Source organism: Irregularibacter muris (genome assembly GCF_024622505.1).
Lineage (GTDB): Bacteria > Bacillota > Clostridia > Eubacteriales > Garciellaceae > Irregularibacter > Irregularibacter muris.
Genome location: NZ_JANKAS010000017.1, coordinates 25226 through 49237, shown reverse-complemented (window position 1 = coordinate 49237; position 24012 = coordinate 25226). Strand labels below are relative to the sequence as shown.

Genomic DNA, 24012 nt, shown 5'->3' with positions numbered 1-24012 from the left:
TAAAATTTTAGTATTGGTAATAAAATCCCCAATGATCTATAAAAATATAGGGATTTCTAGGAGAATGTTCTAAATGAAAATTCTTATTGTATTATTGTATCAGAATCATACTGAATAACAAGATTATTTTGTTGTCTAGGGCAATAACTTGGAATTGTGGGAAACTTCTGATAATATAGAGAGTAGTACTTAGAGGAGGGATATTATGGAGTTTTATATTGGAACGGGCGGAGATATTCGAGTATTTCCTATTTTCAAAGGTCAAGATTGTATAGGGGAAGAAGGAGAATTGTATAATGTCCTAAGAGAAAAACAATGGTTTGAAGGGAACATAGGGGAAGTGTATTGTGATATTTTAAATTCTCCTAAAAAATTTATCCTATTGGGATTGGGAGAGAAAGAAAAGATAACAACAAATTCTCTTAGAACAGCATTCTTCAAATTAGGGAAGGAATTAATGAGGTTAAAGATTGAAACCCTTCAAATTAATATAGCCACTATAGGAAATTTGGATATGCCAAGGATTGCTCAAGGGGTGGTAGAGGGGTTATTACAATCAGAATATAGTTTTGAAAAATATCTAAGGGAGAAAAAGAAGATACCTACAGTAAAGAATGTGTATTTAGCATTATCCCAAAGAGATGACAGCATTATTGATATCATTGAGGAGATAAAGGGGTTAGTAGAAGGTGTTTTCTTGGCAAGAGACCTTGTGAATGAACCTGCTATGGTGATGACACCCACAAAGCTTGGAAATAATGCCAAAAAAGAACTAGAACAATTGGGAATAGCAGTAGAGATTTATGATAGAAGGGAAATAGAAGAGCTAGAGATGAAAGCTTTCTTAGCTGTGACGAAAGGTTCAGCCCAAGAACCCCAATTTATTGTGATGAATTATAAAGGAAATCCAAACTCAGAGATCAAATTAGCTTTGGTGGGCAAGGGTCTAACCTATGATTCCGGTGGCTATTCTATTAAACCTTCTCATGGAATGGTTACTATGCACTCGGATATGGCAGGAGCGGCCTCGGTAATAGGGGCTATGAAAGCCATAGCCAAATCTAACCTCAAGATAAATGTTGTGGGCATTGTGGCAGCCTGTGAAAATATGATTTCTGGAGGAGCTTATAAGCCTGGCGATATTATTGGTTCTATGTCTGGAAAAACCATTGAAGTACTCAATACAGATGCTGAAGGAAGATTGACCTTAGCAGATGCCTTGTGGTATGCCGTCGATGTGGTAAAAGCCAATAGGGTAATAGATATAGCTACCCTTACGGGTGCCTGTGTAGTGGCTCTAGGGAGTATTAATACAGGAGCCATAACCAATAATGGATTATTAATGAAGGATGTACAAAGGGCTGGAGAGATAGCTGGGGAATCTATATGGGAACTTCCTCATAATGAGGAATATAAAGAGCTGATTAAGGGAGAATTTGGTGATCTGAAAAATATTGGAGGCAGGGAAGCAGGTACTATTACAGCTGGTTTATTCTTACAAGAATTTGTAGGGGACACTCCCTGGGTGCATCTTGATATTGCAGGGACCTCGTATATAGAAAAGAACGCAGGTTATCTACCCAAGGCAGCTACAGGTGTACCGGTAAAAACCTTGTATTACCTTGCAAAAAACCTTGAGAATAAATAAAAAACTAATCGATTATGCCAATTAAACAGGAAATTTGTTTCGTGAAAAGACTTAGAATTTGTTAATGAAGTAAAGAAAAATTGTATAAACTGTTTGAGCAAAGAAAGTTTGATGTAATCTATAGCAAGCTTACAAACTCTTAGTTTGAAAGCATTGGCAAAGTGGAACTTAATCAACACAATATAGGTTAGTTTTTATAAAAATATTAAAGCTAGGGAAAATTCCCTAGCTTTAACACTATAAAATTATTTTACCTGTGCTGCCATTTGATTAGACTCGTTTTTGAGTTGTTGCACTTCATTGGCAGGAGCATCCTTAACAGGATACCATCCTTTTTGATTCATAGCATTAAAAATTTCGTATTGAACCTTTTCGACTTTAGTAAAGTTATCTTCTAAGGTGTTTCTAAGATTAGGACAGGAGGATTCTGTCATACCAGTACTGTAGGCGGTGATTACCTGCTTTTCTGTGGCAAGCAAATCGTGCATTAACTCTTTTTCACTAAAGTTTGGTTGTTGATGGGTCAATATAATCCCTCCAAAAATGATTTATTTTAATAATATTATTGATGGGTTTCTAAATAGTTTTTTAATGCTGTAAAATTTTGCTTGTGCATATCAGCAGCATTAGTACACACACCTTTTAACTGGGCATCGGTGCAATATTCGCTGTATTGCCTAGCCTTTTTATTCAGCAATGCTTCATAGGCTATCTGATCCTTTAAAACCTTCAAATTATCGGTAGTAATTTGGGGTTGGTTTCCGTTGGTATTCATAGATTTTCCTCCTTATTGATGAATTCGTCCTACATGGCTTATTATCTCCGGATTAGCTTTGAATATGAGATGTAATATTAGGAAGTAAAAAAATATTTTTAAAAAAAATGAAACATTTTTACCCTTTTAAGCGTCTATATTAATAGAGGGCTATTTTAAAGTGGCAAAGCTTTCTGGATGACAAAGGACTAAATACTGCTACTTTATTAGCATGGCATTAGTCATACAATTGTAAAAGGATGAGGATGATAATAATGAATAAGCACAAGCGGATTTTATTTATTATAGTAATGATAATAATATTGATCATAGCACTTAAATTTGGATATTCTTATGGTTTATTTAAATATGATAAGGTAATTATTATAAAATCCTCTTCTAATCTATCTTACTATCTACAAAATCCTGAATTTTGAAAGTAGAAGTAGATAATAATATATTAGAATAAGCAATTCTGTATTTAATAGAAAATACGATATTGATAAAGAGCACTAAAAACAGACCCAAAATATAGGTCTGTTTTTTATAAAAGGAATAGATAATCTTCTGCTTATTGAGAAAATAAAAAATAATTAAAATTTTCATTGAAAAAATTGTTGAAATATCTGATAATGGGTACATTAGAATAAAGAAAAATAAGAGGAGGCGGAGGACATGAATAAAAAATTATATACAGCAGCAGGTTTAATTTCGGGAATACTAATGATTTTGGGATTGTTTTATATTAAGGAGAAAAAAGAAGAAAAAGATTTTGGTGGACAACTTGTTCGAGTCAATTATCGTTATTCCAAATCCTTTGAGGAATAAAAAATTAAATGAATATATAAATTTCCTAAAGAAGATAAATCAGCCTAAGACAGATGTAATATATTACAAGGTATGATTACAGTAAATTTTCAAATAATAAGGGTGTAGTAATCTTTCTTAGGAAAGGGGAATGCAAATGGATGTTAGAGTATCTAAATCCAACCAACCTATTGGTAGAGTAAAATGTGTAGTAGACAGCTGCCATTTTTGGGGATCAGGAAAAGAATGTTTGGCTCAAGAAATAGAAATACAACCTCCAGGAGCCCAAGATACACAAACCACAGACTGTGCAACATTTACACCAAAAAATATGCAATAGTAAGACGTAAAGGACTGGATTTTCCAGTCCTTTTTTGATGATATAAAAAAAATTGTCTTGCTAACCAACACAAAACTTTCCTCCATGGCTAGAGTAGCAATAGCCCATTTCTTATATATAGAGGATTAATCACTTCCATAGGAAAATATCCATCTATGCCCATGACATATGCAAAAATTCATCATATTTTTAAAAAAATTATATAATTTTTGAATAAACTCAAATAATTGTGGTAAAATATCAAGAGAATTAAATGCAAATCATTTGCAAGAAGGAGTAAATATGGAAAAGATTGTGGAAGTGAAAAATATCACCTTCGGTTATGATGAACAAAGAGTATTAGAAAATACCTCTCTAGATATTTATAAGGGAGATTATATGGGAATAATTGGACCCAATGGATCGGCTAAAAGTACTCTTGTAAAGCTAATCTTGGGCATTTTAACGCCCTATAGGGGAAGGGTTAAACTTTTTCAAGAGGATATTAAAAAGTTTAAACAATGGAATAAGGTCGGGTATATCTCTCAAAAAGCCACTTCCTTTAATAAAAATTTTCCTGCAACAGTGGAAGAAATCATAGTTTCCAATCTTCCCTTAGGAAATAAACTCCTAGGAACCAAGGGGAAAAAAGAGAAAGAAGCCATAGACCACGTATTAGAAGTTGTCAAAATGCAGGATTATAAAAATCGCTTAATTGGCAATCTATCAGGAGGACAGCAGCAGAGAGTTTTTATTGCTAGAACATTGGCCAGTAATCCAGAACTTATATTTTTGGATGAGCCCACTGTGGGGATTGATGTAAAATCCCAGGAGCTTTTTTATGATATCATGGGAAAACTAAATAAGGAAATGAACATGACCATAGTCATGATCTCCCACGATATAGGTGTAATTACTGAGAAAGCAAATCGTATAGCTTGTATGGGGAATAGAAAAGTGCATACCAGTCAATGCGACTCCTCTGTGGAAATAGAGAAGTTTATAAAAAATATCTATGGTGATAAAGTGAAAATGATAGATCACCATCACGACCACTAGGGGGGATGAATATGGTAGAAATATTGCAATATAGTTTTATGCAAAGGGCAATTGTGAGTGGATTGATTATTGGTGTTATATGCCCTATGATAGGCGTATTTCTAGTGTTACGCAGGATGTCCATGGTGGGAGATAGTCTTTCTCATGTAGCACTGGCCGGTGTAGCAGCGGCATTTTTAACAGGAACAACTCCCATGGCTGGTTCTCTAGTTTTTACTGTAGCGGCGGCTTTAGGTATTGAAAAATTAAGAAAAAGTTATGGAGAGTATGGGGAAGTGGCCATTGCCATAATCCTTTCAGGAGGAATTGGTCTAGCGGTAGTCCTTATTAGTTTAGCCCATAATGTAAATATTGATTTAATGGGCTATCTTTTTGGTAGTCTTACTACGGTATTGCCTCAGGATTTATATCTGATTATTGCCCTGGGAATATTTATTTGTATCACTATTCTTTATCTTTTTAAAAGTTTATTCCTTATTGCCTTTGACGAAGAAGGAGCAAAAATCGCAGGAGTTGCCGTAGAAAAAATAAATATATTCTTCACTATACTTATTGCCTTTACCATTACCATTTCTATGAGGGTGGTGGGAATACTGTTGGTTTCTTCTTTAATGGTTATTCCAGTAGCTGCCGCCATCCAACTGGAACTTTCTTTTAAAAAGACAATCCTATATGCCATTGCTTTCTCTCTAGCTTCGGTTATTCTAGGCATCATTATATCCTTTTATTGGGAACTGGCACCCGGGGGAACCATTGTACTATTAAGTGTATTTATATTGATCATGGTTTTGTTATTTAGATCTATAAAAAGAAGGTTACAAAGAAAGCATAGTGAAGCATGATGAAAAACGGGGTGAGTTTATGAATACTCTAGAAGATATAGAAAAGAGATTACGGGAAAAGGGATATAAAATTACCAATCAAAGAAAATTTATTTTAGAGGTTTTTTTAGAATTTCAGGATAGTCTTTTAAGTGCTCAAAAAATCTATGAAAAGGTACAGAAAGTATATCCAGGTCTTAATTTTTCTACTGTTTATCGCAATTTAGAGTTACTAGAGGAAGTAGACATTATACATAAAATCCATACAGGGGAGGACCATAGCACTTACAAACTAAGGGAGTTAAAGAAGCATCATCATCATTTTATATGTAAAGACTGTGGCAAGACAGAAGTCATTGAGTTTTGCCCTTTGAAACAAATGGAAGAACAATTAAAGCTTAAACAACTAATCCCCCTAGAACATCATTTTGAAATTTTTGGTTATTGTGAAAAGTGCAGTGTAAACGAGAAAAGTCAATAGGAGGATAAAAAATGAAAAATAAAATATTTATGATATTGATGATCACCATTTTGCTATTTACCTTTACCTCTTGTTCCCAGGAGCCTGAGGAAACAAATGAGGATGAAAAAGTTAGGGTATATGCCAGTATATACCCCGTATATGATTTTGCTAGAAAAATAGGTGGGGATAATATTCAAGTAGAATTATTGGTGCCTCCGGGGGCAGAGCCCCATTCATGGGAACCCAGCGCAAAAACCGTTGCCAACATAGAAAGGTCTAAAATCTTGCTGTACAATGGCTTAGAAATGGACCCCTGGGCAGAAAAATTAGCCGGCTCCCTTAAAGGCACAGAAATACAAACCTTAGCAGTGGGAGAGATAGAAGGTATTGATTATATTCAGTCCGATGAACAGGAGCATGACCATCAGCATGAACAAGACCATCATCATGGTACCTATGATCCTCATATTTGGCTAGATCCAACCATAGCAGAAAAAATGGCAGAGGCCATCAAAGATATACTTATAAAAGTAGATCAGACGAATAAAGAAGACTATGAAAAAAACTTTGGAGATTTTAAAGAAGACCTAGCAACCCTTGATGAAGATTATCAACAAAATCTTGCCCATATAGAGAAAAAAGAATTTGTTGTAGCCCATGCAGCTTTTGGCTATTTGGCAAGGCGATATGACTTAACACAAGTACCCATTGCCGGCATTGCTCCCCAAGTGGAACCCAGTTCTACAAAACTGGCGGAGATAACTTCCCTGATGAAGGAGAAAGAACTTACTACTATTTTCTTTGAAAATTTAAGTAGTCCAAAACTTGCAAATGTACTGGCAGAGGAAACTGGAGCTAAAGTGGATGTATTGCATTCTTTAGATGGACTAACCCAAGAGGAAATGGATAGTGGAAAAGAATACATCTCTATTATGAGAGAAAATTTGGAAAAACTACAGCAGGCTTTGGGCGTATCTAGATAAAATATATCTTTCTTAACTTACAATAGTAAAGTATATCCATTTATAATTTGAAACTGTACATCATGTACAGTTTTTGTTTTTTTCCTTTCAAGAAGAGCATACTAACAGTAAACCAATAGAAAGGAAGGAAAGAAATGATCGAAGAATGGTCCCAAAAGATTATGGAAATGTTTTTAGAAAGAATGCGAGAAATTGAAAGTGTGAAAGCCCCGAATATGACTTATGGTTTTGACTTATTGAAAATAGGAGCTATAGGAGAGAGGGCAGAGCATGGAGTGCCAGTGACAGAAATATATGGAACTTCTATAAAGTTTCCCTATTTTGACGAGTTAAGATTTGTACCGGCTATGATTGCTAAAAAACCAGTGGATCCCTTAGAGGTCAATACCCAAGTAAGAATAGGACCTAAGGCAAAAATTCCCCTACGACTACCTACTCCTATTATGGCTACAGCAATGGCTTATGGAATTTCCATAAGTAAGGAAGCAAAAAAGGCATGGGGAAAGGGTACAGCTTTGGCTGGAACCGCTTGTAATTCTGGAGATGCGGGATTTTATTTACCTGAGAGAGAACAGGCAAAATACTATATTGTGCAATACAATAGGGCAAGATATGGCAATCGTGAAGAAGAATTAAAACAAGCTGATGCCATAGAGATAAGATTTGGCCAGGCCTCCATGGGTCCCCTCACAGAAACGGTAGAATCTACGGATATTGATGAAGAACTAGCCAGACATCTAAATCTAGAAAAAGGTCAAAGTGCTATGCGACCTATTTTACATCCTGAAATTAAAGAAGGGAAAAGCCTAAAGCATATTGTAGAAAACCTAAGAAAAATCCGAGATGATATTCCTATTGGAGCCAAGATTGCCGCAGGAAATATAGAAAAGGATTTAGATGAAATCATTGAAGCGAGATGTGATTTTGTCACCATAGATGGAGCAGGAGGGGGTACAGCAGGGTCACCAAAGGTAAGCATGGATAATGCCACAATTCCCTTATTATTTGCTATTCCTAGGGCCTATCATTATTTGGTAAAAAAAGGCGTAAAAGAGAATATATCCTTAATTGCAGTAGGGGGCCTAAGAGATAGTGGAGACTATATGAAAGCTCTAGCCTTAGGTGCTGATGCTGTTTATGCAGGACAATCGGCTTTAATCGCCATGGTCTACTCCCAATTGCAAAAAGTGCCCATGGGCACCTCGCCAGCAGAATTATATTTATCCTGGGGAAAACATACAGATAAGTTGGATTGGGAAGCCGGAGCTCAAGAATTGGCAAACTTTATAAAGGCCTCTACCATGGAAATGGCAATGCTTACAGGCCTAGTAGGGAAGAAGGATATAAAGGATGTATCGGTGGAAGATTTGGTTTGTTTTAACCAAGATATAAAGGCAGCAACAGGAATTTCTCTGGCTTGGCAACCCTCAAATAATTGATATATTGCCTATGATTTTATATAATGACAAAGGATAGGCAATATGTAAGAAAAAATTATAGTTTATGTTACAATAATAACGAAAGTGCATTTTACAATGGGGTTATGAGTTTATACCAGAGAAAACGTGAGGAGAAAATATCATGAAACGTTGTTTAATAGTTATTGCATGTGTTTTATTTTTATTCATGGGGTGTGCCTCAAAAGAGGTATTCATTGAGAGTAAGGAAATAAAGGATTTTCCAATTCCTGAGGAAGCCGAGTTTATAGAGACCCAAGAGGATGATACACAATTTCAATATCATTGGGAAAATATAAAAGTTTCTTCAGGAATCCCAAAGTCCTTTCAGGATAAGGTTAAGGAGTATGGTTGGAAGTTGGATGAAAAGCAAAGTAAAGAACAGGAATACTACTTTATAAAATATGATCGAACCTTAAAACTCCTGGTAGAGGATGGCTCTTTTATCTTGTCAGAGGTTGAAAGCTTACCTCAAAAAAGGGACAAAGAGGGAAATTATCTTTTAAACCACCAAATAATTTTTGATGGAGATAAAGATGATATATTCTTTGAAAATACCTTGGAGCAAAATGCCTACGATTGGTTTATGGACTCTCTAGAGAAGATAAAAAAGGCAACCAATAAAGAGCAGTATTTTTATAAAAAAGAGGGAAATATTTATGAATATCTTGTTATTACTGGTGGCCAGAAAGTAAAAAGAGTTTATATTAATGAGAAAAAAACCCGCATTGTTATAGAACTTACAGAAGGAAAGGGTACAGAGGATGAAATACAATTTTTAAGATACAAATCCTTTTACCCCAATATAAAAATAAGTGCTACTATTCTAGTAGAAAATTAATAGAAATATTCTGCATGGTACAATCTAATCCTTTCATATAGTTATAATGAACCTGTTTTAATATTTCAAATTAGCTCTAAAACAGGAAATAATTATATAGAGGAGGATGGATATGAACGAGATTTTTGATGTCTTTTCAAAGGCCAGTATTTTTGTGCCCTTGATGATAGCATTAGCTAAGCTTGCACAAATGATAAAGCTTCCTAGAAAATGGACTCCTATTTGGAATTTAATCATTGGAATTGTTATTTCTATTATATATGTATACCCTGAAAATTTTAAAATTTCCATCTTGGTAGGAATCATGCTAGGCCTTTCAGCCTCAGGATTATATTCAGGGGTTAAAAACACCACCCAAGCTATATTAAGCAGGGAATAATCATGGGAAATAGGATAAAAAATCAATGGCATTGGGAAATACTCAAGCTAATCATCAAACACCTGATGGGAAAAAAATCAGGGGAGAAAATTATTGACCAAGGTGTAATCAATAACTTGAAGAATAACAAGGCCTTAGCCATAAAGACATTAAAACAGGTGATAATAGCTGATCGTCACTTGCAGGTTGCAGTGAATCAATTTAATTATGCCAAAGAAAAAGAAGAAATTGATGAGAGCATATATTTTATGCAAGAAAGTGAAGAAGAATTTCAAAGAGCCTTGGATATGGCCAAGGAAAGACTTATACAGCTCATCTGACAAATCATGCTATTTCTTCCTATAAAGATTGTAAAAGGATTTTTAAATTAATTGGCGAAATAATAATTAGCAGTAATGACAATAAGAGAGGAGATATTAGCATGGAAAAACAATACCCACCTTTTATAGAGGTGTTAAAAGATCTGGATCCAGAATTATTTAATGTAGTAAGTCAGAATATGGATTTAGCTAATCAACAAGGAGAATTGGATATCAAATCAAAACTTCTTATTACCATGGCCCTAGATGCATTAGCAGGATCAGGAGAGGGCGTAAAATCTCTAGCGCAAACCGCTAGAAATATGGGAGTTACAGAGGGAGAGATAAAAGAAACCCTAAGAATTGCCTATATGGTGGCTGCCAATAAAACATTAATTGCAGGACTTTCTGCTTTTGAAAAGTAAATCTCAATAGAACTGCCAAAGATATCCCTGTAATAGGGATATCTTTGGTTTTTTGGAAAAAATCTTAGAGTTTTCAAAGAGGATATAATAAATTTACATATTGGTTGAAATTTTAAGAGAATGAATATGTTAAGTTTATTATAGGAGAATGGCATAAATTACTAAAGAGAAAGGATAAGGAAGAATGAAAAGAATAGTATCTTTGTTCATTATTATCATGATTCTAGTATTTACAGCTAGTAGTTATGTCATAGAGACAAACAATAGTAGCTATAACATAAAGGATAATCTTACCGCCCAAGTGTCCGCAACCACTAGTAATTACATAAATTATGAGGAAATCCCCCAAGATCTTATTCATGCAGTAGTCTCGGTAGAGGACCATAGGTTTTTTTCCCATCATGGATTCGATGTTTTGGGTTTTGGGAGAGCCCTTTATACCAATATCAAAGAAAGAAGTCTTGAGCAAGGAGGCAGTACCATCACCCAACAACTTGCCAAAAATCTATTTCTAACCCAAGAGAAAACGCTAAATAGAAAGATAAAGGAACTATTTTTAGCATGGAAGTTAGAGAGGACCTATAGCAAAGAAGAAATATTGGAAATGTATTTAAACAATAGTTATTTTGGTGCCGGTGCCTATGGTATACAGGAAGCTAGCCAAAGCTTTTTTCATAAAGAGGTTCAAGATTTAAACACAGAAGAATGTGCCCTTTTGGCCGGAGTATTAAAGGGACCGAGTATTTATAATCCCGAAGAACACTTAGAACAAGCTCAAAAGAGACAAACCTTAGTATTAAGGTTAATGAAGGAAAAGGGGTATATAGAGTAAAATGCAAAACCTGAAGCCTAGAGATTGGAAAATCAGGAGAGGACATAGGCAAATTCTTAGATAAAAATACGATGAAATAAAGCAGCATATTATAAAAATATGCTGCTTTATTATTAGAAAATAATATGGGCTACCAATACAATAATTGGTAGAGTAACCAAGGTTCTTTCAATAAAGACCATAAATAACTCCTTAAAGGATATGGGGATTTTTGAGCCCAATATCAACCCACCTACTTCTGACATATAAATAAGCTGGGTTACAGATACACAGGCGATAACAAAACGGGTTAATTCACTCTGAATGGTACTTCCTATAACAGAGGGTAAGAACATATCTGCAAATCCAATAATAAAGGTTTGAGATGCCATAGCAGCTTCAGGTACTTGTAATAACTTCAATAGAGGAATAAAAGGCATACCCAGCCACTGAAATACTGAAGTAAATTCTGCTACAATCAAAGCCATTGTACCAAAGGCCATGACAATAGGAGTAACCCCTAGCCACATATCTATTACGTTTTTAGAACCTCCTATAAACAAATTCCCCATACTATTATTTTCAGCCGCACGGTCTACAGCTTGTTTTACTCCCCAGCTAAAGGAATTATATCCCGTAGGTGTTTTTTCATTGTTCTTAGGTTGAGCATTTCCAAAGAGATCATCAGATTTTCTAGAAAGAGGTGGAATGCGAGGAACAATAATGGCTGCTACCACCCCGGCTAAGGATACGGTTAAATAAAAAGGAATAAATAAATGAGCTAAATTCACTTGGGAAATAACCACCAAACTAAAAGTGATAGACACAGCAGAAAAAGTAGTGGCAATGACTGATGCTTCTCTTTTGGTATAATACCCATCTTCATATTGCTTACTGGTCAATAAAACGCCGATTGTCCCATCTCCTAACCAGGAGGTAATACAATCTATGGAGGAACGACCTGGAAGGGAAAATATAGGACGCATTATTTTATTTAATAGAGCACCGAAAAATTCTAATAATCCAAAATCCAACAATAAGGGTAAAAAGAAACCGGCAAATAAAAATACAGAAAATAGAATAGGCAAAAGGTCATATAACAATAACCCTCCGGTATTTTCAGACCATATCCATTGAGGCCCTATCTGAAAATAAGTTAACACCACAAAAAGCAATCCCATGAGCCTGGAAAACATCCAGAAGGGGGAAACATTAAATAAATTATTTAAAAAACCATTCTTAGTAATCACACTAGGCTTGAATAATTTAGTCATAAGAGTCCCCAAGCCTGTTAAACAGATGAAAATGGTCATAAAGGTAGGGATGATAGCTATAAATTTATCTAATAATAGATTTGACAATACAGCTACAGGTATAGTATATTCACCGGCATACTTTATGGGTGTCATAAATATCAAAACACCGATTAAAGAGGGGATAATAAATAAAAATAAATCCCTCGAGGCAAATTTCTTCTTTATATTATGATTTATCACTACAAATTCTCCTTTAGTTTAAAAATAATTATGCACTAGGATTATTTTAATATAAAGTGAATAAATATACAATATGGTGAATAATAATTGAAATTATCTAAAAATTCTATTAGATAGCAAAAAAGGCAGCAAAGCCGCCATTTGAAAGAACAACAAGTAACTGTAGTTGTAGAATGGGAAAGTTTGGTTCCTTGCGATTACGATCAAGCTGCCTCTATCATAATAAAAGAAGAGTTGAATATTCAACTCTTCTTAGGATCTATGCTTTAAGACTACTTTTTCGATATAAGCCACACCTAAATACATAATTGCAGCGGCAACGGCTAATATAATAACACTTGTCATTACCAAATCCAACTGGAAAACTTGACTACCGTAGACAATAAGGTAACCAAGACCTGCTTTGGATACTAAAAACTCTCCCATGATTACACCTACCCAGGATAGGCCTACATTTATTTTAAGGGCATTCATAATAGTAGGAAAGCTTGCTGGTAAAACAACTTTTTGCAAAATCTGTCTTTTATTGGCCCCGAAGGTTTCTAAAAGAGTGATTTTTTCCTTATCTACTTCCCTTAAACCACTATATACACCAATAATAGTAGTGAAAATAGAAATAGATAAAGCCATGGTCAGAATAGCTGTTACTCCTGCTCCTGCCCAAACAATAAAGATTGGGCCCAGAGCTACTTTAGGCAGACTATTTAATATGACCAAATAGGGGTCTAGCACTTCGGATATGAAATCTGACCACCAAAGCACAATGGCAATCAGTGTACCTAAAATAGTTCCTGATACAAAACCTGCTACAGTTTCGCCAACAGTTATTCCAATATGCTGATAGAGGGAACCATCACCATGTAATTTTAAAAATGTATTCCATACTCTGCTAGGTTGGCTAGTAAGAAAAGAGTCTATCCATTTCAGATTGGCAGCTATTTCCCAAAAAGCAAAGAATAAAATCAGCACAATCAATTGTGTACACCATACAATGATTTTTCTTTTTCTAACGTTTTTTATAAACTGCTCATGTTCATTGGAAAAGGTTTTTTCATTTTCACTTTTCATTATCCTTTTAGGAGACATGGACATCCAGCTCCTTCCATATGGTATTAAAATAATCCCTGAACTCAGGGGCCTCACGTCGTTTAATAGGAGTTTGTTTTGAACAGCTCAATTCAATATTGTGTATATTTTTTATGGTACCAGGTCTCTTTGTCAACACAACGACTCTATCTGCCAGAGATATAGCTTCAGAAATATCATGGGTTACCATGATGGCAGTTCTTTTTTCCTGTCTTATGATGGAACCTATATCATCAGATACGGCTAATCTAGTCTGGTAATCTAGGGCCGAGAAAGGTTCATCTAAGAGTAGGATCTCTGGATCAATAGTAAGGGTACGAATTAAAGCAGCTCTTTGTCTCATGCCACCGGATAATTGGTTGGGATAATGATGCTTAAAATCTCCTAAGCCATATATCTTAAGTAGCTGCTCGGCCTTTTCAATATTCTCCATTGTATTTTTACCTTGGATTTCTAAGCCAAGAATTACATTTTGAAGAATAGTGCGCCATGGAAACAAATGATCCTGTTGCAACATATATCCAATGGAAGGATTATCATGATTTGACTTTAAAGGATTGAAATTTATTTCCCCTGCTGTGGGCTTGAGCAGTCCGGCCAAGGCTGAAAGAATCGTCGACTTTCCACAGCCACTGGGCCCCACCAGAACTAAAAACTCACCCCCATAGATGTCTAATGAAAAGTCTTGTACTGCTAGGGTCTCTTCCTTTAAAGTGTGAAAAGTTTTGGAAAAGTTTTTTATTTGAACAATAGGAGTATTCATCATCATCCCTCCTTATAAATGAATTATTTAATGTTTTCAACTGCCTTTTCTGCAAAATCAGTAGTGACAAGCTCGTCATAGGGTCCCCTTTTATCTAAAACGTCTGCAGCTTCAATGATATCCTGCATGTGTTCAAAGGATTCTTCTGTCATTACTGGTGTTTTTGCCCAGGAGTCCTGATCTTTGTATCGCTTAACCACTGTAATTAAATTCTCCATTTCCATCTCAGGGAAGAATTCATGAATAGCCTTGGCAATCTCTTCGTAACTACTCTTTTCCACCCAAAGCTGTCCTTTGTAGATGGCGTTGGTAAATTTTTGAATAATCTCTGGATTTTCTTCAATGAAGCTTTTTCGTGCATTGTAGGCTGTGTAGGCAACAACGCCACTTTCTGCTCCAATAGAGGCTACAACATATCCAGTACCCTCTTTTTCCATAGCGGTGGCCACTGGTTCAAATAAAGTTACATATTCTCCTTGACCGCCTAGAAAAGCTCCTGCCATAGCATCAAATTGTATGCTAGTGTCAATATTTACGTCCTTGGCGGGGTCCATTCCATGTTTTCTTAATACCCATTCAAAGGTCATTTCAGGCATTCCACCCTTACGTCCTCCAATGACGTCCTTTCCCTTTAATTTATCAAAGGTAAAATCAGGATCAGGTTCACGACCTACTAAAAAGGAACCATCCTTTTGGGTTAATTGGGCAAAGGTAATGGCATAGTCGTCTCTCCCCTCGTTATAAACATATACAGTAGATTCTGAACCAGAAAAACCGATATCTACTTGGCCAGACAATACCGCAGTCATAACCTTGTCAGCACCTCCACCGTTGGCAAGTTCGATTTCTAAGCCTTCTTCTTCGAAGAAACCTTGACTAATGGCAGCATATTGGGGTGCATAGAATATTGAGTGGGTAACTTCGCTCACTTTAACTTTTGTTAGGCTCTTGTCAGCACAACCTGTAAATAAAACAGCGATCATTAAAATGACAAGAATTGTTGCAGTAAACAATTTAGCCTTTTTCAAGATCAATAACCTCCTTTAAATTTTTTAATATCACTTTCAGTATATGAATATGAGGGAATTTGGTGATAACTAGCAAATGCTATACCTTTTCTCTGATAATTAATTTAACCTAAATAAACCAACACAATAGGGTAGATTATTTTATTTGCTCTACCGCTTTTTCAGCAAATTCAATATTTACTAACTTATCATAGGGACCTCTTTTATCAATTACTCCTGCAGATTCTACAATGTCCTGCATGGTTTCAAAGGATTCTTTTGTCATAACAGGTGTCTTTGACCAAGAGTCTTGGTCTTTATATCTCTTTACGGCCTTTATTAGATCTTCTATTTCCATCTCGGGGAAGAATTCATGAATAGCCTTAGCAATCTCTTCGTAACTACTCTTTTCCACCCAAAGCTGTCCTTTGTAGATGGCGTTGGTAAATTTTTGGATAATCTCTGGGTTTTCTTCAATAAAGCTCTTTCGCGCATTGTAGGCTGTGTAGGCAACAATTCCACTTTCATTTCCAATAGAGGCTACAACATATCCAGTACCTTCTTTTTCCATAGCGGTGGCCACTGGTTCAAATAAAGTTACATAGTCTCCTTGACCGCCCTGAAAAGCCCCTGCCATAGCAGAAAAGTGAATACTATTATCCATATTTAAATCTTTTTCAGCGTCAATTCCATTCTTTTTTAATACCCAATCAAAGGTCATGGCCAGCATTCCACTTTTATGTCCTCCAATGACGTCCTTCCCCTTTAATTTATCAAAGGTAAAATCAGGATCAGGTTCACGACCTACTAAAAAGGAACCATCCTTTTGGGTTAATTGAGCAAAGGTAATGGCATAGTCGTCTCTTCCTTCGTTATAAACATACACAGTGGATTCTGAACCAGAAAAACCGATATCTACTTGGCCAGACAATACTCCAGTCATAACCTTATCATTTCCGTCTCCAAGGGTTAGCTCAACTTCCAAGCCCTCTTCCTCAAAGAAACCTTGACTAATGGCAGCATATTGAGGAGCATAGAATATAGAGTGAGTAACTTCACTGACCTTAACCTTTGTTAGTCCTTCTTCCCGGCAACCTGAAACAAAAACAGTAATCAGAGCAAGAAGAAGTACGGCTAAAATAATAAATTTGGATTTTTTCAAAATAGGCAACCTCCTTAAATTCTCTTATCCTTTACAATATATTTAAAAAAGGAGTTTTTGGTGCGTAGAAAAAGAAGTGGCAGGGAGGCAGAGTTGTGAAGACATTTATTTATGTGTCTTCTTCATCTTGAATAATAAAATTTATGAAGGCATCTTTATTTTCTGCAATAGAGGAATTTCAGCCTAAATTTAGTGACATAATACAAATAAGAATAAATAAGCTAACTAGACAAAGAGGAGAGATACTATATGGATAAAAATATGGAAGTCATAAAATCTTTAAATCAATTGGTACAGGGAGAATATATGTCTATTGAGGCCTTTAACATCTACATTTCTAAGGTAAGGGATGATAAAGTAAAAACAACTTTTCAACAAGTACAGGACCAACATAGAAAGAATATTCAGAACTTAGCCCACTATATTCAAGAATTGGGAGGGCAACCAAAGGAAGATACTGGGCTAAAGGGCACTATGGCGGATATGAAAATAAATATGCAAACTTCTCCAGAAATCGCCCCATCGGATTATATTAAAAAAGCGATAGAAGGAATGACTAAAGGCATTCAAATGACAGAAAATTTATTACGGGGAGACTTAGATGACTCTTCGAGAGAACTTGTAGGGGAAATATTACAAAAAGATCGGAAATCCATTGAAAAGCTAAAAAGTTTAATATAAGAAAGACATTTTTATCTTAATAAGAATAATCTCACAACGATTCTCAGCATCTAAATCTAAATATAAAAAATGATATAGTCATTAGAAGAAGATAGTAAGTACGAAATCCCGGACAAAATGTCCGGGATTTTATATATATGGTCTTATTATCTAGGAAATAAATTATTTAACAGAAATAAATATTGCTACAATCAGTAGAGTAGTACACTTATTATAGCCTTGGTAAGCAGAAAAAAAGAATAGAATGTTGGAGAATATTTCTAGTTATATATTATAATGTAAATTGAAGGAATATATTGGGTAGGGGAGAATACTGAAAATTAAGGGTGCAAAAATATCAATAATACGGGAGGATATTACCACCTTAAGGGTGAATGCCATAGTCAATGCTGCAAATAATCGCCTACTAGGGGGTGGTGGCGTAGATGGTGCTATTCATCGGGCTGGGGGTAAAGCGATTTTAGAGGAGTGCAAAGCGATAGGGGGTTGTCCCACAGGGGAGGCTAGAATCACAACAGCTGGTAAACTGCCCAGTAAAAGGAGAATCCATACAGTAGGTTCCGTTTACAAAAATGGAAAAAGTGGGGAGCCAGAACTTTTATATAATGCCTATTTTAACTCTTTAAAATTAGCAGAGGAAAATTAATTGAAAATCATTGCCTTTCCTTCTATTTCTACAGGAGTATATGGCTATCCCATAGAGAAAGCATCTGATATTGCCATAAGGGCTGTTTTGGGTTTTCTAGAGGAGACTCATCAAATGGAAGAAATTATCTTTGTTCTCTTTTCTGAGAATGATTATGAAGTTTATGAGAAGAAAATGAAAAAAATTAATTTTAGGAAAGAATAAATAGCGAAGGGATGGATACAAAGTGAGCAGATACAAAGGCATAATTTTTGATTTAGATGGAACTTTACTTAATACTATAGAAGATCTTTCTGACAGTGTAAATGAAGTATTAACAGCTTATGGATACCCAAACCATAATTATGAGGAATATAAGCTAAAGATAGGAAGAGGATTTCGAAATTTGATGGAGAATAGTTTCCCAGAGGGAATGGATGAAAAGACGATCGACGAGGCATTACCATTATTTGTGGAAATTTATGATAGAAGATATCAGAATAAAACAAAGCCCTATAAGGGAATTTGTGAGATAGTGGATAGATTATATAGAATGGGCATAAAAATAGGGGTAAATTCTAATAAAAGGACGGATTATACTCGTCAATTAGTCTCGAAATTTTTCAAAGAAATTTCCTTTGTAGAGATCTTGGGAGAACGCCAAAATGTACCAAAGAAACCTGATCCCACAGCAGCATTAGAAATTGTTGAGCTTATGGAACTTTTGCCACAAGAAGTCTTATACGTAGGAGACTCTAAAACAGATATTATGACAGCAAGAAATGCTGGGGTGGACAGCATAGGTGTACTTTGGGGTTTTCGTTCCTATGAGGAATTAAAAGAGCATGGAGCAACCTATATTGTATCAAAGCCACAAGATATTATAGATATTGTATCAGGATCTACATTCTACAATACCTTACATTTCTGATTCTATTTTTTGGATTTATTAACTCATCATAGGAAAAGCTTTCCATTACTATTTAGCAAATTACTAATTAATCAAATGCTCAACATAGAGCGAGCAAAGGCAGCTATAATGTATCCTCCCGATGGATTAAATTGTTTGATAATAGGAGAAAGTGGGGTAGGGAAAACATTATTTGCTAAAGTGATGTATGAATACGCCAAATTTACAGGAAGACATGATAAAAAGTCCCCCTTTACTACTTTCAATTGTGCTGATTTATATACAAATCCCCAGTTATTGCTATCCCATTTATTTGAACATGTGAAGGGTGCTTTTACAGGAGCAGATAAGATATATAAGTGGGAAAGTCAGCCCCCTACTAATAATAGGACCAATAAAACTTAAAAAATCTTATTATTTAGTTATATTGATAAAAATTAGACTACTTGATGTAGATATGTATATTGAAGCCGGGAACATTAAAATAAAGCAGATTTTAGAGGATATTTTTCATGGAGATTTTACTTACCGACTATTAAAAGGTTTCTCTTTAGAATAAATCTTAAATTTTCCTCTACCAACTCTTCATTATCTGTGGAGAGATGGGGAGGTAGATAATCTACGCCTTTTATGACAACCTGCATTCTCTTTCAGCCCTAAAAATCACTTTAAAGGTTTTAACTCTTTGTAAAGATAAAATTATAATCCTATATATTCAATTATTGTTCTTGTGATAATTAATAAAGGCACCCTTGAATAAACAGTTTGTCCCCCGGCTTTCATCACTTCTTCGGTATGACCGATAATAGTGACATCAGAGTATTTTTCCAAATTTGTAGGTGTTTTACAACAGCATATAACAATTTTTGCCCCGCATTTTTTTGCGGTTCTAGCAGTTTCAACAAGTTCTGGAGTAGAATTTTGAAGAGATAAAATAATAACGACGTCTTTATTTGAAACAATTTTATGGATGTTTTTCATCCACATTACATCTTTTACAATTACGGCATCATATTTTAGTAGTTGTAGATACATTTGAAATTCTTCAGCAATAAGAGCAGTAAATCCTCTAGCAACTATAAAAATACGCCTAGAATTTTTCATAAACTCTATGGTTTGAAATATACTAGTGGAGGAAATATTATCAATTGTTTTTGTACATTCTCTATAAGATTTAGCTAATATGTTATTTACAACATAAGGAGACTCTAGCTCCTTTTTATTTTTTTTTGTGGAAATTTTATATCGTAGTTCATTTATTCCACTAAAACCACATTTTTGGATGGTTCTTGAAACGGTTGCAGAGGAAGTAAATGATTTTTTAGCTATTTGAGTGATAGACAAAAATGGTATTTTATCCTCATTATTATTTAAAAACTTAAGAACTTGCTTTTCTGTACTAGATAGATTTTGATAAATCTCCTTTTGTAAATCTATAATCATATGTTTATACCCCCATATTAGAATATATTAAATTAAATATGAATAGGTTTTCAAAATATAATATAATAGCTTTTTTCAGAAAGCATTTTCAATGATTTTATATGTCTTTTTAATAATTTTCATTATATCATAATGATAATCTTATATACGTATATTTTGAGATGATCAAATTTAAATAGCTATTATTTTTGAGTTATAAAATTACGAAAAATAAATTTGTTTTCTAAAGGAGGATTTTAATGTATGTATCATTGAAGGAGGTATTAAATGAAGCCCAATCTCTAAATATGGCCATTGGGGCTTTCAACACTCATAATTTAGAAATGTTACCTGAGATCATTCGTGCGGCTTACAAACAAAAAACGCCAGTAATTATCCAGACGGGTTGTGGAACGGCCAATTATATAGGCCATAGGAATCTGGTGGCCGTATGTAAGTCCATGGCAGAAGAATATGGAGTAAAGGTTACTTTGCATCTTGATCATGCAAAAGATTTTAATGAAATCCGTAAAGCGATTGATGCTGGATATAGTTCAGTTATGTACGACGGTTCATCATTTTCATTAAAAGAGAATATTTTAGGAACTAAACGTGTTGTTGAGTATGCAAAAAATCACGGGGTTAGTGTGGAAGCAGAATTAGGAATTGTAGGGGGAACGGAAGAAGGAATAGTTATAGAAAAAGAAAAGATTCGGTATACCGATCCTCAAGAAGCAGTTGAATTTGTACAATTGACTGAAATTGATGCATTGGCTGTCGCCATAGGAACTAATCATGGTCAGTATAGATCTAAAACAGATGTTAACTTTTCCAGACTTAAGGAAATTAATGAAGTACTTGATATTCCTTTAGTGATTCATGGGGGAACGGGTGTAAAAGAGAAAGACATTGGAAAGGTAATAGATCTTGGTATTCGTAAATTTAATGTTGGAACAGAACTATTAATTGGGTGGAATAATGAATCTAAATCATGCTATATGAGCAATGAGGAAAATATCTCCAATAGGGAAAATGTAGTGCCGTGTTTAGAAGTGATAAATGAAATTGTCCAAAGAAAAATCAGGTTGTTTAAAAATATCAATGATTAAGGAGATAACAATGAAAGCTGGATATTATATAGGTGATTTTAAATATGAAGTAAGGGAAATAGCACATAAGGAACCACAAGAAGATGAAGTTAAGATCCGGGTTGCATGGTGTGGATTGTGTGGGACAGATATTCATAAGTTTCAAGGGAAAAATGGAGCCAGCATTGTGATCCCACCAATTATTCTAGGTCATGAATGCTCTGGAACAGTTGTCTCAGTAGGACCAGGTTGCAAGAATTTTAAACCAGGAGATCGAGTAGCTTGTGATCCCAGTTATAGTTGCGGGAAGTGTACTTGGTGTCAACGAGGATTGCCAAACTTTTGTATGGAAAGACATGGAGTGGCCAAAGGATTTGCAGAATATGTGTGTCCACCAGAAAAAAATGTGTACCATATATCTGACTCTTTAGGCTTGAAAAATGCAGCTTTTACTGAACCTCTCTCCTGTGCGATTCATGGTTTAGATTTAATTCAGATTGAAAGTGGTAAAACCGTCGTTCTATATGGTATGGGTTCAGTTGGATCTCTAATGTTGCAACTTATTCATTATAGTGGTGCAGGGAAAATAATTGTGATTGAAAGGGAAAGAGAAAAGCGCAGACTAGCATTGGAGTTAGGAGCGACTAAAGCAGTAACAGATGATCAAATAGAAGAGATCAGTAAAAAAGTAAATATTGACTATGTCATAGAATGTATAGGTTCAAAAGAAACTATGGAACAAGCAATTCATATTGCAGGAAAAAATGCCAAAGTACTTCTCTTTGGTTTAGGAGATCCCAAGGATCCCATAAGTTTTAATCAATTTGAAGCGTACACTAAGGAATTAAGTATATTTACTTCTTACCTTAATCCTCATACTTCGCAACGAGCTATAAATCTATTAGAAAGGGGGCTTATAGATACAGAAAAAATAATCAGCGCAGAACTAAGTCTTGAAGAGGTAGGTGATGAACTGAAGACATTGGAACTGTCAAAGAAAGGAAAGGTAATGGTTTATTTAAGCAAAGAAAATTAATTGGGGGGGGAATATTATGGTATTATCGGCGATTTTGGTAGCTTTATTAGCAACTATGGGTCAATGGTGGTTTTTTGGTCCAATAACGAAATGTTTAGTGTATCCGCTAACAACTGGAACTTTAGTAGGCCTTTTTATGGGAGATCCAATGACAGGAATGCTCGCTGGTGCAAATATTCAATTAATTTATCTTGGATGGATCTCCGCAGGTGGAACCATGCCAAGCAATACAATAGTAGCAGGGATTTTCGGAACGGCAATGACGATTTTATCTGGTGCAGATCCCAAAATGGCAGTTACTTTTGCAATTCCATTTAGTATGTTTGGTTTACTCTTAAACCAAGTCTATATGACGGTAAATGCTGCATGGATTCACAGGGCAGATAAATTATTAGAAAAAGGAAATATTCTTGGGGTTCGTCTTATGAATTTTGTCCCATCATTTTTCGTAGCGTTTATTTTATATGGAATACCATCGTTTCTATTAGTAATTTCAGGCAGTGGATGGGCAGAAAACTTAATAAATTCTGTCCCAGAGAGTATTATCAGTGCCTTAGAAGTAGTAGGTGGCATTATGCCAGCACTAGGTATTGCAATGTTATTGAATTACCTAGGGAAAAGAAAATTAATACCTTGGTTTTTTGGTGGTTTTTTCTTAACTGTTTATTCAGGATTAGGCTTGACAGCAATTTCTATTTTCTCTGCAATTATTGCAGTCCTTGTGTTTTTAAATAATAGTAACGCGATTGGCTCTACAGGCAAGAAAAAGGTGAAACGTCTAACAGTAAATAAGGAAACAATAGAAGTAAATAAGCCAGTTATTGATCCTGAAATCAATATAAATGAACCTAAAAAGAGGTTGTCTAAGAAGACATTAATAAAAACATGGTTATGGACTACCAGTACAGAAGCTTGTTATAATTATGAACGTCTTCAGGCATTAGGAGCTGCAAATCTTATGATAACTCCTATTCGCGAATTATATGATACAAATGAGCGTAGAGTGCAAGAATTAAAGAAATATATGGTGTTTTATAACTCAGAAGTATTTACCGTTGGACCGATCATAAACGGTATAGCATGCTCTATGGAAGAAGCACGAGCAAATAATCAAAATGTGGAGGCAAAAGACATTAATGCTGTGCGTACAGGATTAATGGGTCCTGTTGCAGGAATTGGTGATACCGTAATGCAAGGGATTTTATTTCCAATTTTATTTGGCATAGGTTGTTCACTTGCTCTAGATGGGAGTTATTTAGGGCCGATCTTATCATTTGTGATTTTTGAAGCGTTAATTTTTGGATGTGGTTACTTTATGTTTATGACAGGTTATAAACAAGGGAAAACTTCCCTATTAAAGATTTTAAAAAATGGAACCATAGATATGATAATAAATGCTTTTAGTATCGTAGGATTAATGGTGGTAGGCTCAATGGCTGCTAGTCGAGTGAATGTTGGAACTCAGTTAGCTATAAAAATTGGGGAAGGTACTACACAAATACAAAGCGTTTTAGACTCATTGGCTCCAGGGCTAATTCCCTTAGGGATCACATTGTTGATTTGGGGGATGTTAAAGAGAAAAATTAATACGGGTTGGATTATTATAGCAATCTTCATTATAGGAATTTTAGGATTTTATTCAGGAATTTTAGGATATATAGGATGATTAG

27 protein-coding genes and 2 pseudogenes are annotated in these 24012 nt (G+C 35.0%); 20 read left to right on the top strand and 9 right to left on the bottom strand.

Going from position 1 to position 24012, the window contains the following annotated elements; all coding sequences use genetic code 11:
- The first annotated feature begins 205 nt into the window (after positions 1-205).
- Positions 206-1648 (top strand): leucyl aminopeptidase, encoded by a 1443-nt coding sequence (locus tag NSA47_RS13825; protein ID WP_257532960.1) that lies wholly within the window; start codon positions 206-208, stop codon positions 1646-1648.
- Between the two features lie 245 nt (positions 1649-1893).
- Here NSA47_RS13825 and NSA47_RS13820 read toward each other — a convergent pair whose 3' ends face one another.
- Both NSA47_RS13820 and NSA47_RS13815 read right to left on the bottom strand, forming a co-directional pair.
- Positions 1894-2175: a spore coat protein gene (locus NSA47_RS13820; protein WP_257532959.1), complete on the bottom strand. Its 282-nt coding sequence runs from the start codon at positions 2173-2175 to the stop codon at positions 1894-1896.
- A 35-nt stretch (positions 2176-2210) separates the two neighbouring features.
- Positions 2211-2423, bottom strand: a complete 213-nt coding sequence (locus NSA47_RS13815) for a hypothetical protein (protein ID WP_257532957.1) — start codon at positions 2421-2423, stop codon at positions 2211-2213.
- Between the two features lie 654 nt (positions 2424-3077).
- On the opposite strand from NSA47_RS13815, the gene NSA47_RS13810 reads away from it, so the two are divergent.
- From NSA47_RS13810 to NSA47_RS13755, 12 genes are all read left to right on the top strand, one after another.
- Positions 3078-3230 (top strand): stress-responsive transcriptional regulator PspC, encoded by a 153-nt coding sequence (locus NSA47_RS13810; RefSeq protein ID WP_257532955.1) that lies wholly within the window; start codon positions 3078-3080, stop codon positions 3228-3230.
- A gap of 136 nt (positions 3231-3366) precedes the next feature.
- Positions 3367-3549: a DUF1540 domain-containing protein gene (locus tag NSA47_RS13805; protein ID WP_257532953.1), complete on the top strand. Its 183-nt coding sequence runs from the start codon at positions 3367-3369 to the stop codon at positions 3547-3549.
- Positions 3550-3831: 282 nt separating this feature from the next.
- Entirely contained in the window at positions 3832-4587 is a 756-nt protein-coding gene (locus tag NSA47_RS13800; protein ID WP_257532952.1) for a metal ABC transporter ATP-binding protein, read from the top strand.
- A gap of 11 nt (positions 4588-4598) precedes the next feature.
- The gene (locus tag NSA47_RS13795) at positions 4599-5429 is read left to right on the top strand and encodes a metal ABC transporter permease (protein WP_257532950.1); all 831 of its coding nucleotides are present in this window, start codon (positions 4599-4601) and stop codon (positions 5427-5429) included.
- Positions 5430-5448: 19 nt separating this feature from the next.
- Positions 5449-5889 carry a Fur family transcriptional regulator gene (locus NSA47_RS13790; RefSeq protein ID WP_257532948.1) on the top strand — a complete coding sequence of 147 codons (441 nt, stop codon included), beginning with the start codon at positions 5449-5451 and terminating at the stop codon, positions 5887-5889.
- Between the two features lie 11 nt (positions 5890-5900).
- The gene (locus NSA47_RS13785; protein WP_257532946.1) at positions 5901-6854 is read left to right on the top strand and encodes a metal ABC transporter solute-binding protein, Zn/Mn family; all 954 of its coding nucleotides are present in this window, start codon (positions 5901-5903) and stop codon (positions 6852-6854) included.
- 134 nt (positions 6855-6988) lie between these two features.
- Positions 6989-8293: an FMN-binding glutamate synthase family protein gene (locus NSA47_RS13780; RefSeq protein ID WP_257532943.1), complete on the top strand. Its 1305-nt coding sequence runs from the start codon at positions 6989-6991 to the stop codon at positions 8291-8293.
- 142 nt (positions 8294-8435) lie between these two features.
- A complete protein-coding gene (locus NSA47_RS13775; protein WP_257532941.1) occupies positions 8436-9152 on the top strand; it encodes a hypothetical protein in 717 nt (238 codons plus the stop codon).
- A gap of 112 nt (positions 9153-9264) precedes the next feature.
- Positions 9265-9531, top strand: coding sequence for a hypothetical protein (locus NSA47_RS13770; RefSeq protein WP_257532939.1), 267 nt, complete (start codon positions 9265-9267; stop codon positions 9529-9531).
- A gap of 2 nt (positions 9532-9533) precedes the next feature.
- Positions 9534-9851 carry a hypothetical protein gene (locus tag NSA47_RS13765; RefSeq protein ID WP_257532937.1) on the top strand — a complete coding sequence of 106 codons (318 nt, stop codon included), beginning with the start codon at positions 9534-9536 and terminating at the stop codon, positions 9849-9851.
- Positions 9852-9952: 101 nt separating this feature from the next.
- A complete protein-coding gene (locus NSA47_RS13760) occupies positions 9953-10255 on the top strand; it encodes a carboxymuconolactone decarboxylase family protein (RefSeq protein ID WP_257532935.1) in 303 nt (100 codons plus the stop codon).
- 184 nt (positions 10256-10439) lie between these two features.
- Complete coding sequence (locus NSA47_RS13755) at positions 10440-11087, top strand: transglycosylase domain-containing protein (RefSeq protein WP_257532933.1); 648 nt, start codon at positions 10440-10442, stop codon at positions 11085-11087.
- 113 nt (positions 11088-11200) lie between these two features.
- Here the strand turns inward: NSA47_RS13755 and NSA47_RS13750 are convergent, their stop codons facing one another.
- The 5 genes from NSA47_RS13750 to NSA47_RS13730 all read right to left on the bottom strand — a co-directional run bounded on the left by NSA47_RS13750 (position 11201) and on the right by NSA47_RS13730 (position 16580).
- Complete coding sequence (locus NSA47_RS13750) at positions 11201-12559, bottom strand: YjiH family protein (protein ID WP_257532980.1); 1359 nt, start codon at positions 12557-12559, stop codon at positions 11201-11203.
- A gap of 255 nt (positions 12560-12814) precedes the next feature.
- Positions 12815-13630 carry an ABC transporter permease gene (locus NSA47_RS13745; protein WP_257532932.1) on the bottom strand — a complete coding sequence of 272 codons (816 nt, stop codon included), beginning with the start codon at positions 13628-13630 and terminating at the stop codon, positions 12815-12817.
- A 7-nt stretch (positions 13631-13637) separates the two neighbouring features.
- Positions 13638-14411, bottom strand: a complete 774-nt coding sequence (locus NSA47_RS13740) for an ABC transporter ATP-binding protein (protein WP_257532930.1) — start codon at positions 14409-14411, stop codon at positions 13638-13640.
- Positions 14412-14434: 23 nt separating this feature from the next.
- Positions 14435-15394: an ABC transporter substrate-binding protein gene (locus tag NSA47_RS13735; RefSeq protein ID WP_257532978.1), complete on the bottom strand. Its 960-nt coding sequence runs from the start codon at positions 15392-15394 to the stop codon at positions 14435-14437.
- Between the two features lie 181 nt (positions 15395-15575).
- Complete coding sequence (locus tag NSA47_RS13730; protein ID WP_257532928.1) at positions 15576-16580, bottom strand: ABC transporter substrate-binding protein; 1005 nt, start codon at positions 16578-16580, stop codon at positions 15576-15578.
- 249 nt (positions 16581-16829) lie between these two features.
- Here NSA47_RS13730 and NSA47_RS13725 point away from each other — a divergent pair, with 249 nt between their 5' ends.
- The 4 genes and pseudogenes from NSA47_RS13725 to NSA47_RS13710 all read left to right on the top strand — a co-directional run.
- The gene (locus NSA47_RS13725) at positions 16830-17261 is read left to right on the top strand and encodes a DUF2383 domain-containing protein (RefSeq protein WP_257532926.1); all 432 of its coding nucleotides are present in this window, start codon (positions 16830-16832) and stop codon (positions 17259-17261) included.
- A gap of 370 nt (positions 17262-17631) precedes the next feature.
- Positions 17632-18111: pseudogene (locus NSA47_RS13720) on the top strand (macro domain-containing protein).
- A 22-nt stretch (positions 18112-18133) separates the two neighbouring features.
- Entirely contained in the window at positions 18134-18817 is a 684-nt protein-coding gene (locus NSA47_RS13715) for an HAD family hydrolase (protein WP_257532924.1), read from the top strand.
- Between the two features lie 84 nt (positions 18818-18901).
- Positions 18902-19147 (top strand): annotated as a pseudogene (locus tag NSA47_RS13710) (sigma 54-interacting transcriptional regulator); the annotation flags it as partial.
- Positions 19148-19317: 170 nt separating this feature from the next.
- Here the strand turns inward: NSA47_RS13710 and NSA47_RS13705 are convergent.
- Together NSA47_RS13705 and NSA47_RS13700 are read right to left on the bottom strand one after the other, a co-directional pair.
- On the bottom strand, positions 19318-19440 hold the full coding sequence (locus NSA47_RS13705; protein WP_257532920.1) for a hypothetical protein: 123 nt from the start codon (positions 19438-19440) through the stop codon (positions 19318-19320).
- A 55-nt stretch (positions 19441-19495) separates the two neighbouring features.
- On the bottom strand, positions 19496-20239 hold the full coding sequence (locus NSA47_RS13700; RefSeq protein WP_257532918.1) for a MurR/RpiR family transcriptional regulator: 744 nt from the start codon (positions 20237-20239) through the stop codon (positions 19496-19498).
- A gap of 239 nt (positions 20240-20478) precedes the next feature.
- Between NSA47_RS13700 and NSA47_RS13695 the strand changes: the two genes are divergently transcribed.
- From NSA47_RS13695 to NSA47_RS13685, 3 genes are read left to right on the top strand one after another with little or no spacing between them, the layout of a single operon-like run.
- On the top strand, positions 20479-21327 hold the full coding sequence (locus NSA47_RS13695; protein WP_257532916.1) for a class II fructose-bisphosphate aldolase: 849 nt from the start codon (positions 20479-20481) through the stop codon (positions 21325-21327).
- Positions 21320-22342, top strand: a complete 1023-nt coding sequence (locus tag NSA47_RS13690; protein ID WP_257532914.1) for a zinc-dependent alcohol dehydrogenase family protein — start codon at positions 21320-21322, stop codon at positions 22340-22342. Before NSA47_RS13695 ends, NSA47_RS13690 begins: the two co-directional genes overlap by 8 nt.
- Positions 22343-22358: 16 nt before the next feature.
- The gene (locus NSA47_RS13685; protein WP_257532912.1) at positions 22359-24008 is read left to right on the top strand and encodes a PTS system mannose/fructose/sorbose family transporter subunit IID; all 1650 of its coding nucleotides are present in this window, start codon (positions 22359-22361) and stop codon (positions 24006-24008) included.
- Positions 24009-24012 lie beyond the last annotated feature (4 nt).

Bases quoted from the DNA above. Each gene is read 5' to 3' on its own strand.
- NSA47_RS13760 (WP_257532935.1), top strand. From the start codon at position 9,953: ATGGAAAAACAATACCCACCTTTTATAGAGGTGTTAAAAGATCTGGAT.
- NSA47_RS13810 (WP_257532955.1), top strand. From the start codon at position 3,078: ATGAATAAAAAATTATATACAGCAGCAGGTTTAATTTCGGGAATACTA.
- NSA47_RS13695 (WP_257532916.1), top strand. From the start codon at position 20,479: ATGTATGTATCATTGAAGGAGGTATTAAATGAAGCCCAATCTCTAAAT.
- NSA47_RS13805 (WP_257532953.1), top strand. From the start codon at position 3,367: ATGGATGTTAGAGTATCTAAATCCAACCAACCTATTGGTAGAGTAAAA.
- NSA47_RS13800 (WP_257532952.1), top strand. From the start codon at position 3,832: ATGGAAAAGATTGTGGAAGTGAAAAATATCACCTTCGGTTATGATGAA.
- NSA47_RS13725 (WP_257532926.1), top strand. From the start codon at position 16,830: ATGGATAAAAATATGGAAGTCATAAAATCTTTAAATCAATTGGTACAG.
- NSA47_RS13815 (WP_257532957.1), bottom strand. From the start codon at position 2,423: ATGAATACCAACGGAAACCAACCCCAAATTACTACCGATAATTTGAAG.
- NSA47_RS13700 (WP_257532918.1), bottom strand. From the start codon at position 20,239: ATGATTATAGATTTACAAAAGGAGATTTATCAAAATCTATCTAGTACA.
- NSA47_RS13685 (WP_257532912.1), top strand. From the start codon at position 22,359: ATGGTATTATCGGCGATTTTGGTAGCTTTATTAGCAACTATGGGTCAA.
- NSA47_RS13740 (WP_257532930.1), bottom strand. From the start codon at position 14,411: ATGAATACTCCTATTGTTCAAATAAAAAACTTTTCCAAAACTTTTCAC.
- NSA47_RS13765 (WP_257532937.1), top strand. From the start codon at position 9,534: ATGGGAAATAGGATAAAAAATCAATGGCATTGGGAAATACTCAAGCTA.
- NSA47_RS13770 (WP_257532939.1), top strand. From the start codon at position 9,265: ATGAACGAGATTTTTGATGTCTTTTCAAAGGCCAGTATTTTTGTGCCC.
- NSA47_RS13755 (WP_257532933.1), top strand. From the start codon at position 10,440: ATGAAAAGAATAGTATCTTTGTTCATTATTATCATGATTCTAGTATTT.
- NSA47_RS13705 (WP_257532920.1), bottom strand. From the start codon at position 19,440: ATGCAGGTTGTCATAAAAGGCGTAGATTATCTACCTCCCCATCTCTCC.
- NSA47_RS13780 (WP_257532943.1), top strand. From the start codon at position 6,989: ATGATCGAAGAATGGTCCCAAAAGATTATGGAAATGTTTTTAGAAAGA.
- NSA47_RS13785 (WP_257532946.1), top strand. From the start codon at position 5,901: ATGAAAAATAAAATATTTATGATATTGATGATCACCATTTTGCTATTT.
- NSA47_RS13735 (WP_257532978.1), bottom strand. From the start codon at position 15,394: ATGATCGCTGTTTTATTTACAGGTTGTGCTGACAAGAGCCTAACAAAA.
- NSA47_RS13745 (WP_257532932.1), bottom strand. From the start codon at position 13,630: ATGAAAAGTGAAAATGAAAAAACCTTTTCCAATGAACATGAGCAGTTT.
- NSA47_RS13825 (WP_257532960.1), top strand. From the start codon at position 206: ATGGAGTTTTATATTGGAACGGGCGGAGATATTCGAGTATTTCCTATT.
- NSA47_RS13795 (WP_257532950.1), top strand. From the start codon at position 4,599: ATGGTAGAAATATTGCAATATAGTTTTATGCAAAGGGCAATTGTGAGT.
- NSA47_RS13775 (WP_257532941.1), top strand. From the start codon at position 8,436: ATGAAACGTTGTTTAATAGTTATTGCATGTGTTTTATTTTTATTCATG.
- NSA47_RS13790 (WP_257532948.1), top strand. From the start codon at position 5,449: ATGAATACTCTAGAAGATATAGAAAAGAGATTACGGGAAAAGGGATAT.
- NSA47_RS13690 (WP_257532914.1), top strand. From the start codon at position 21,320: ATGATTAAGGAGATAACAATGAAAGCTGGATATTATATAGGTGATTTT.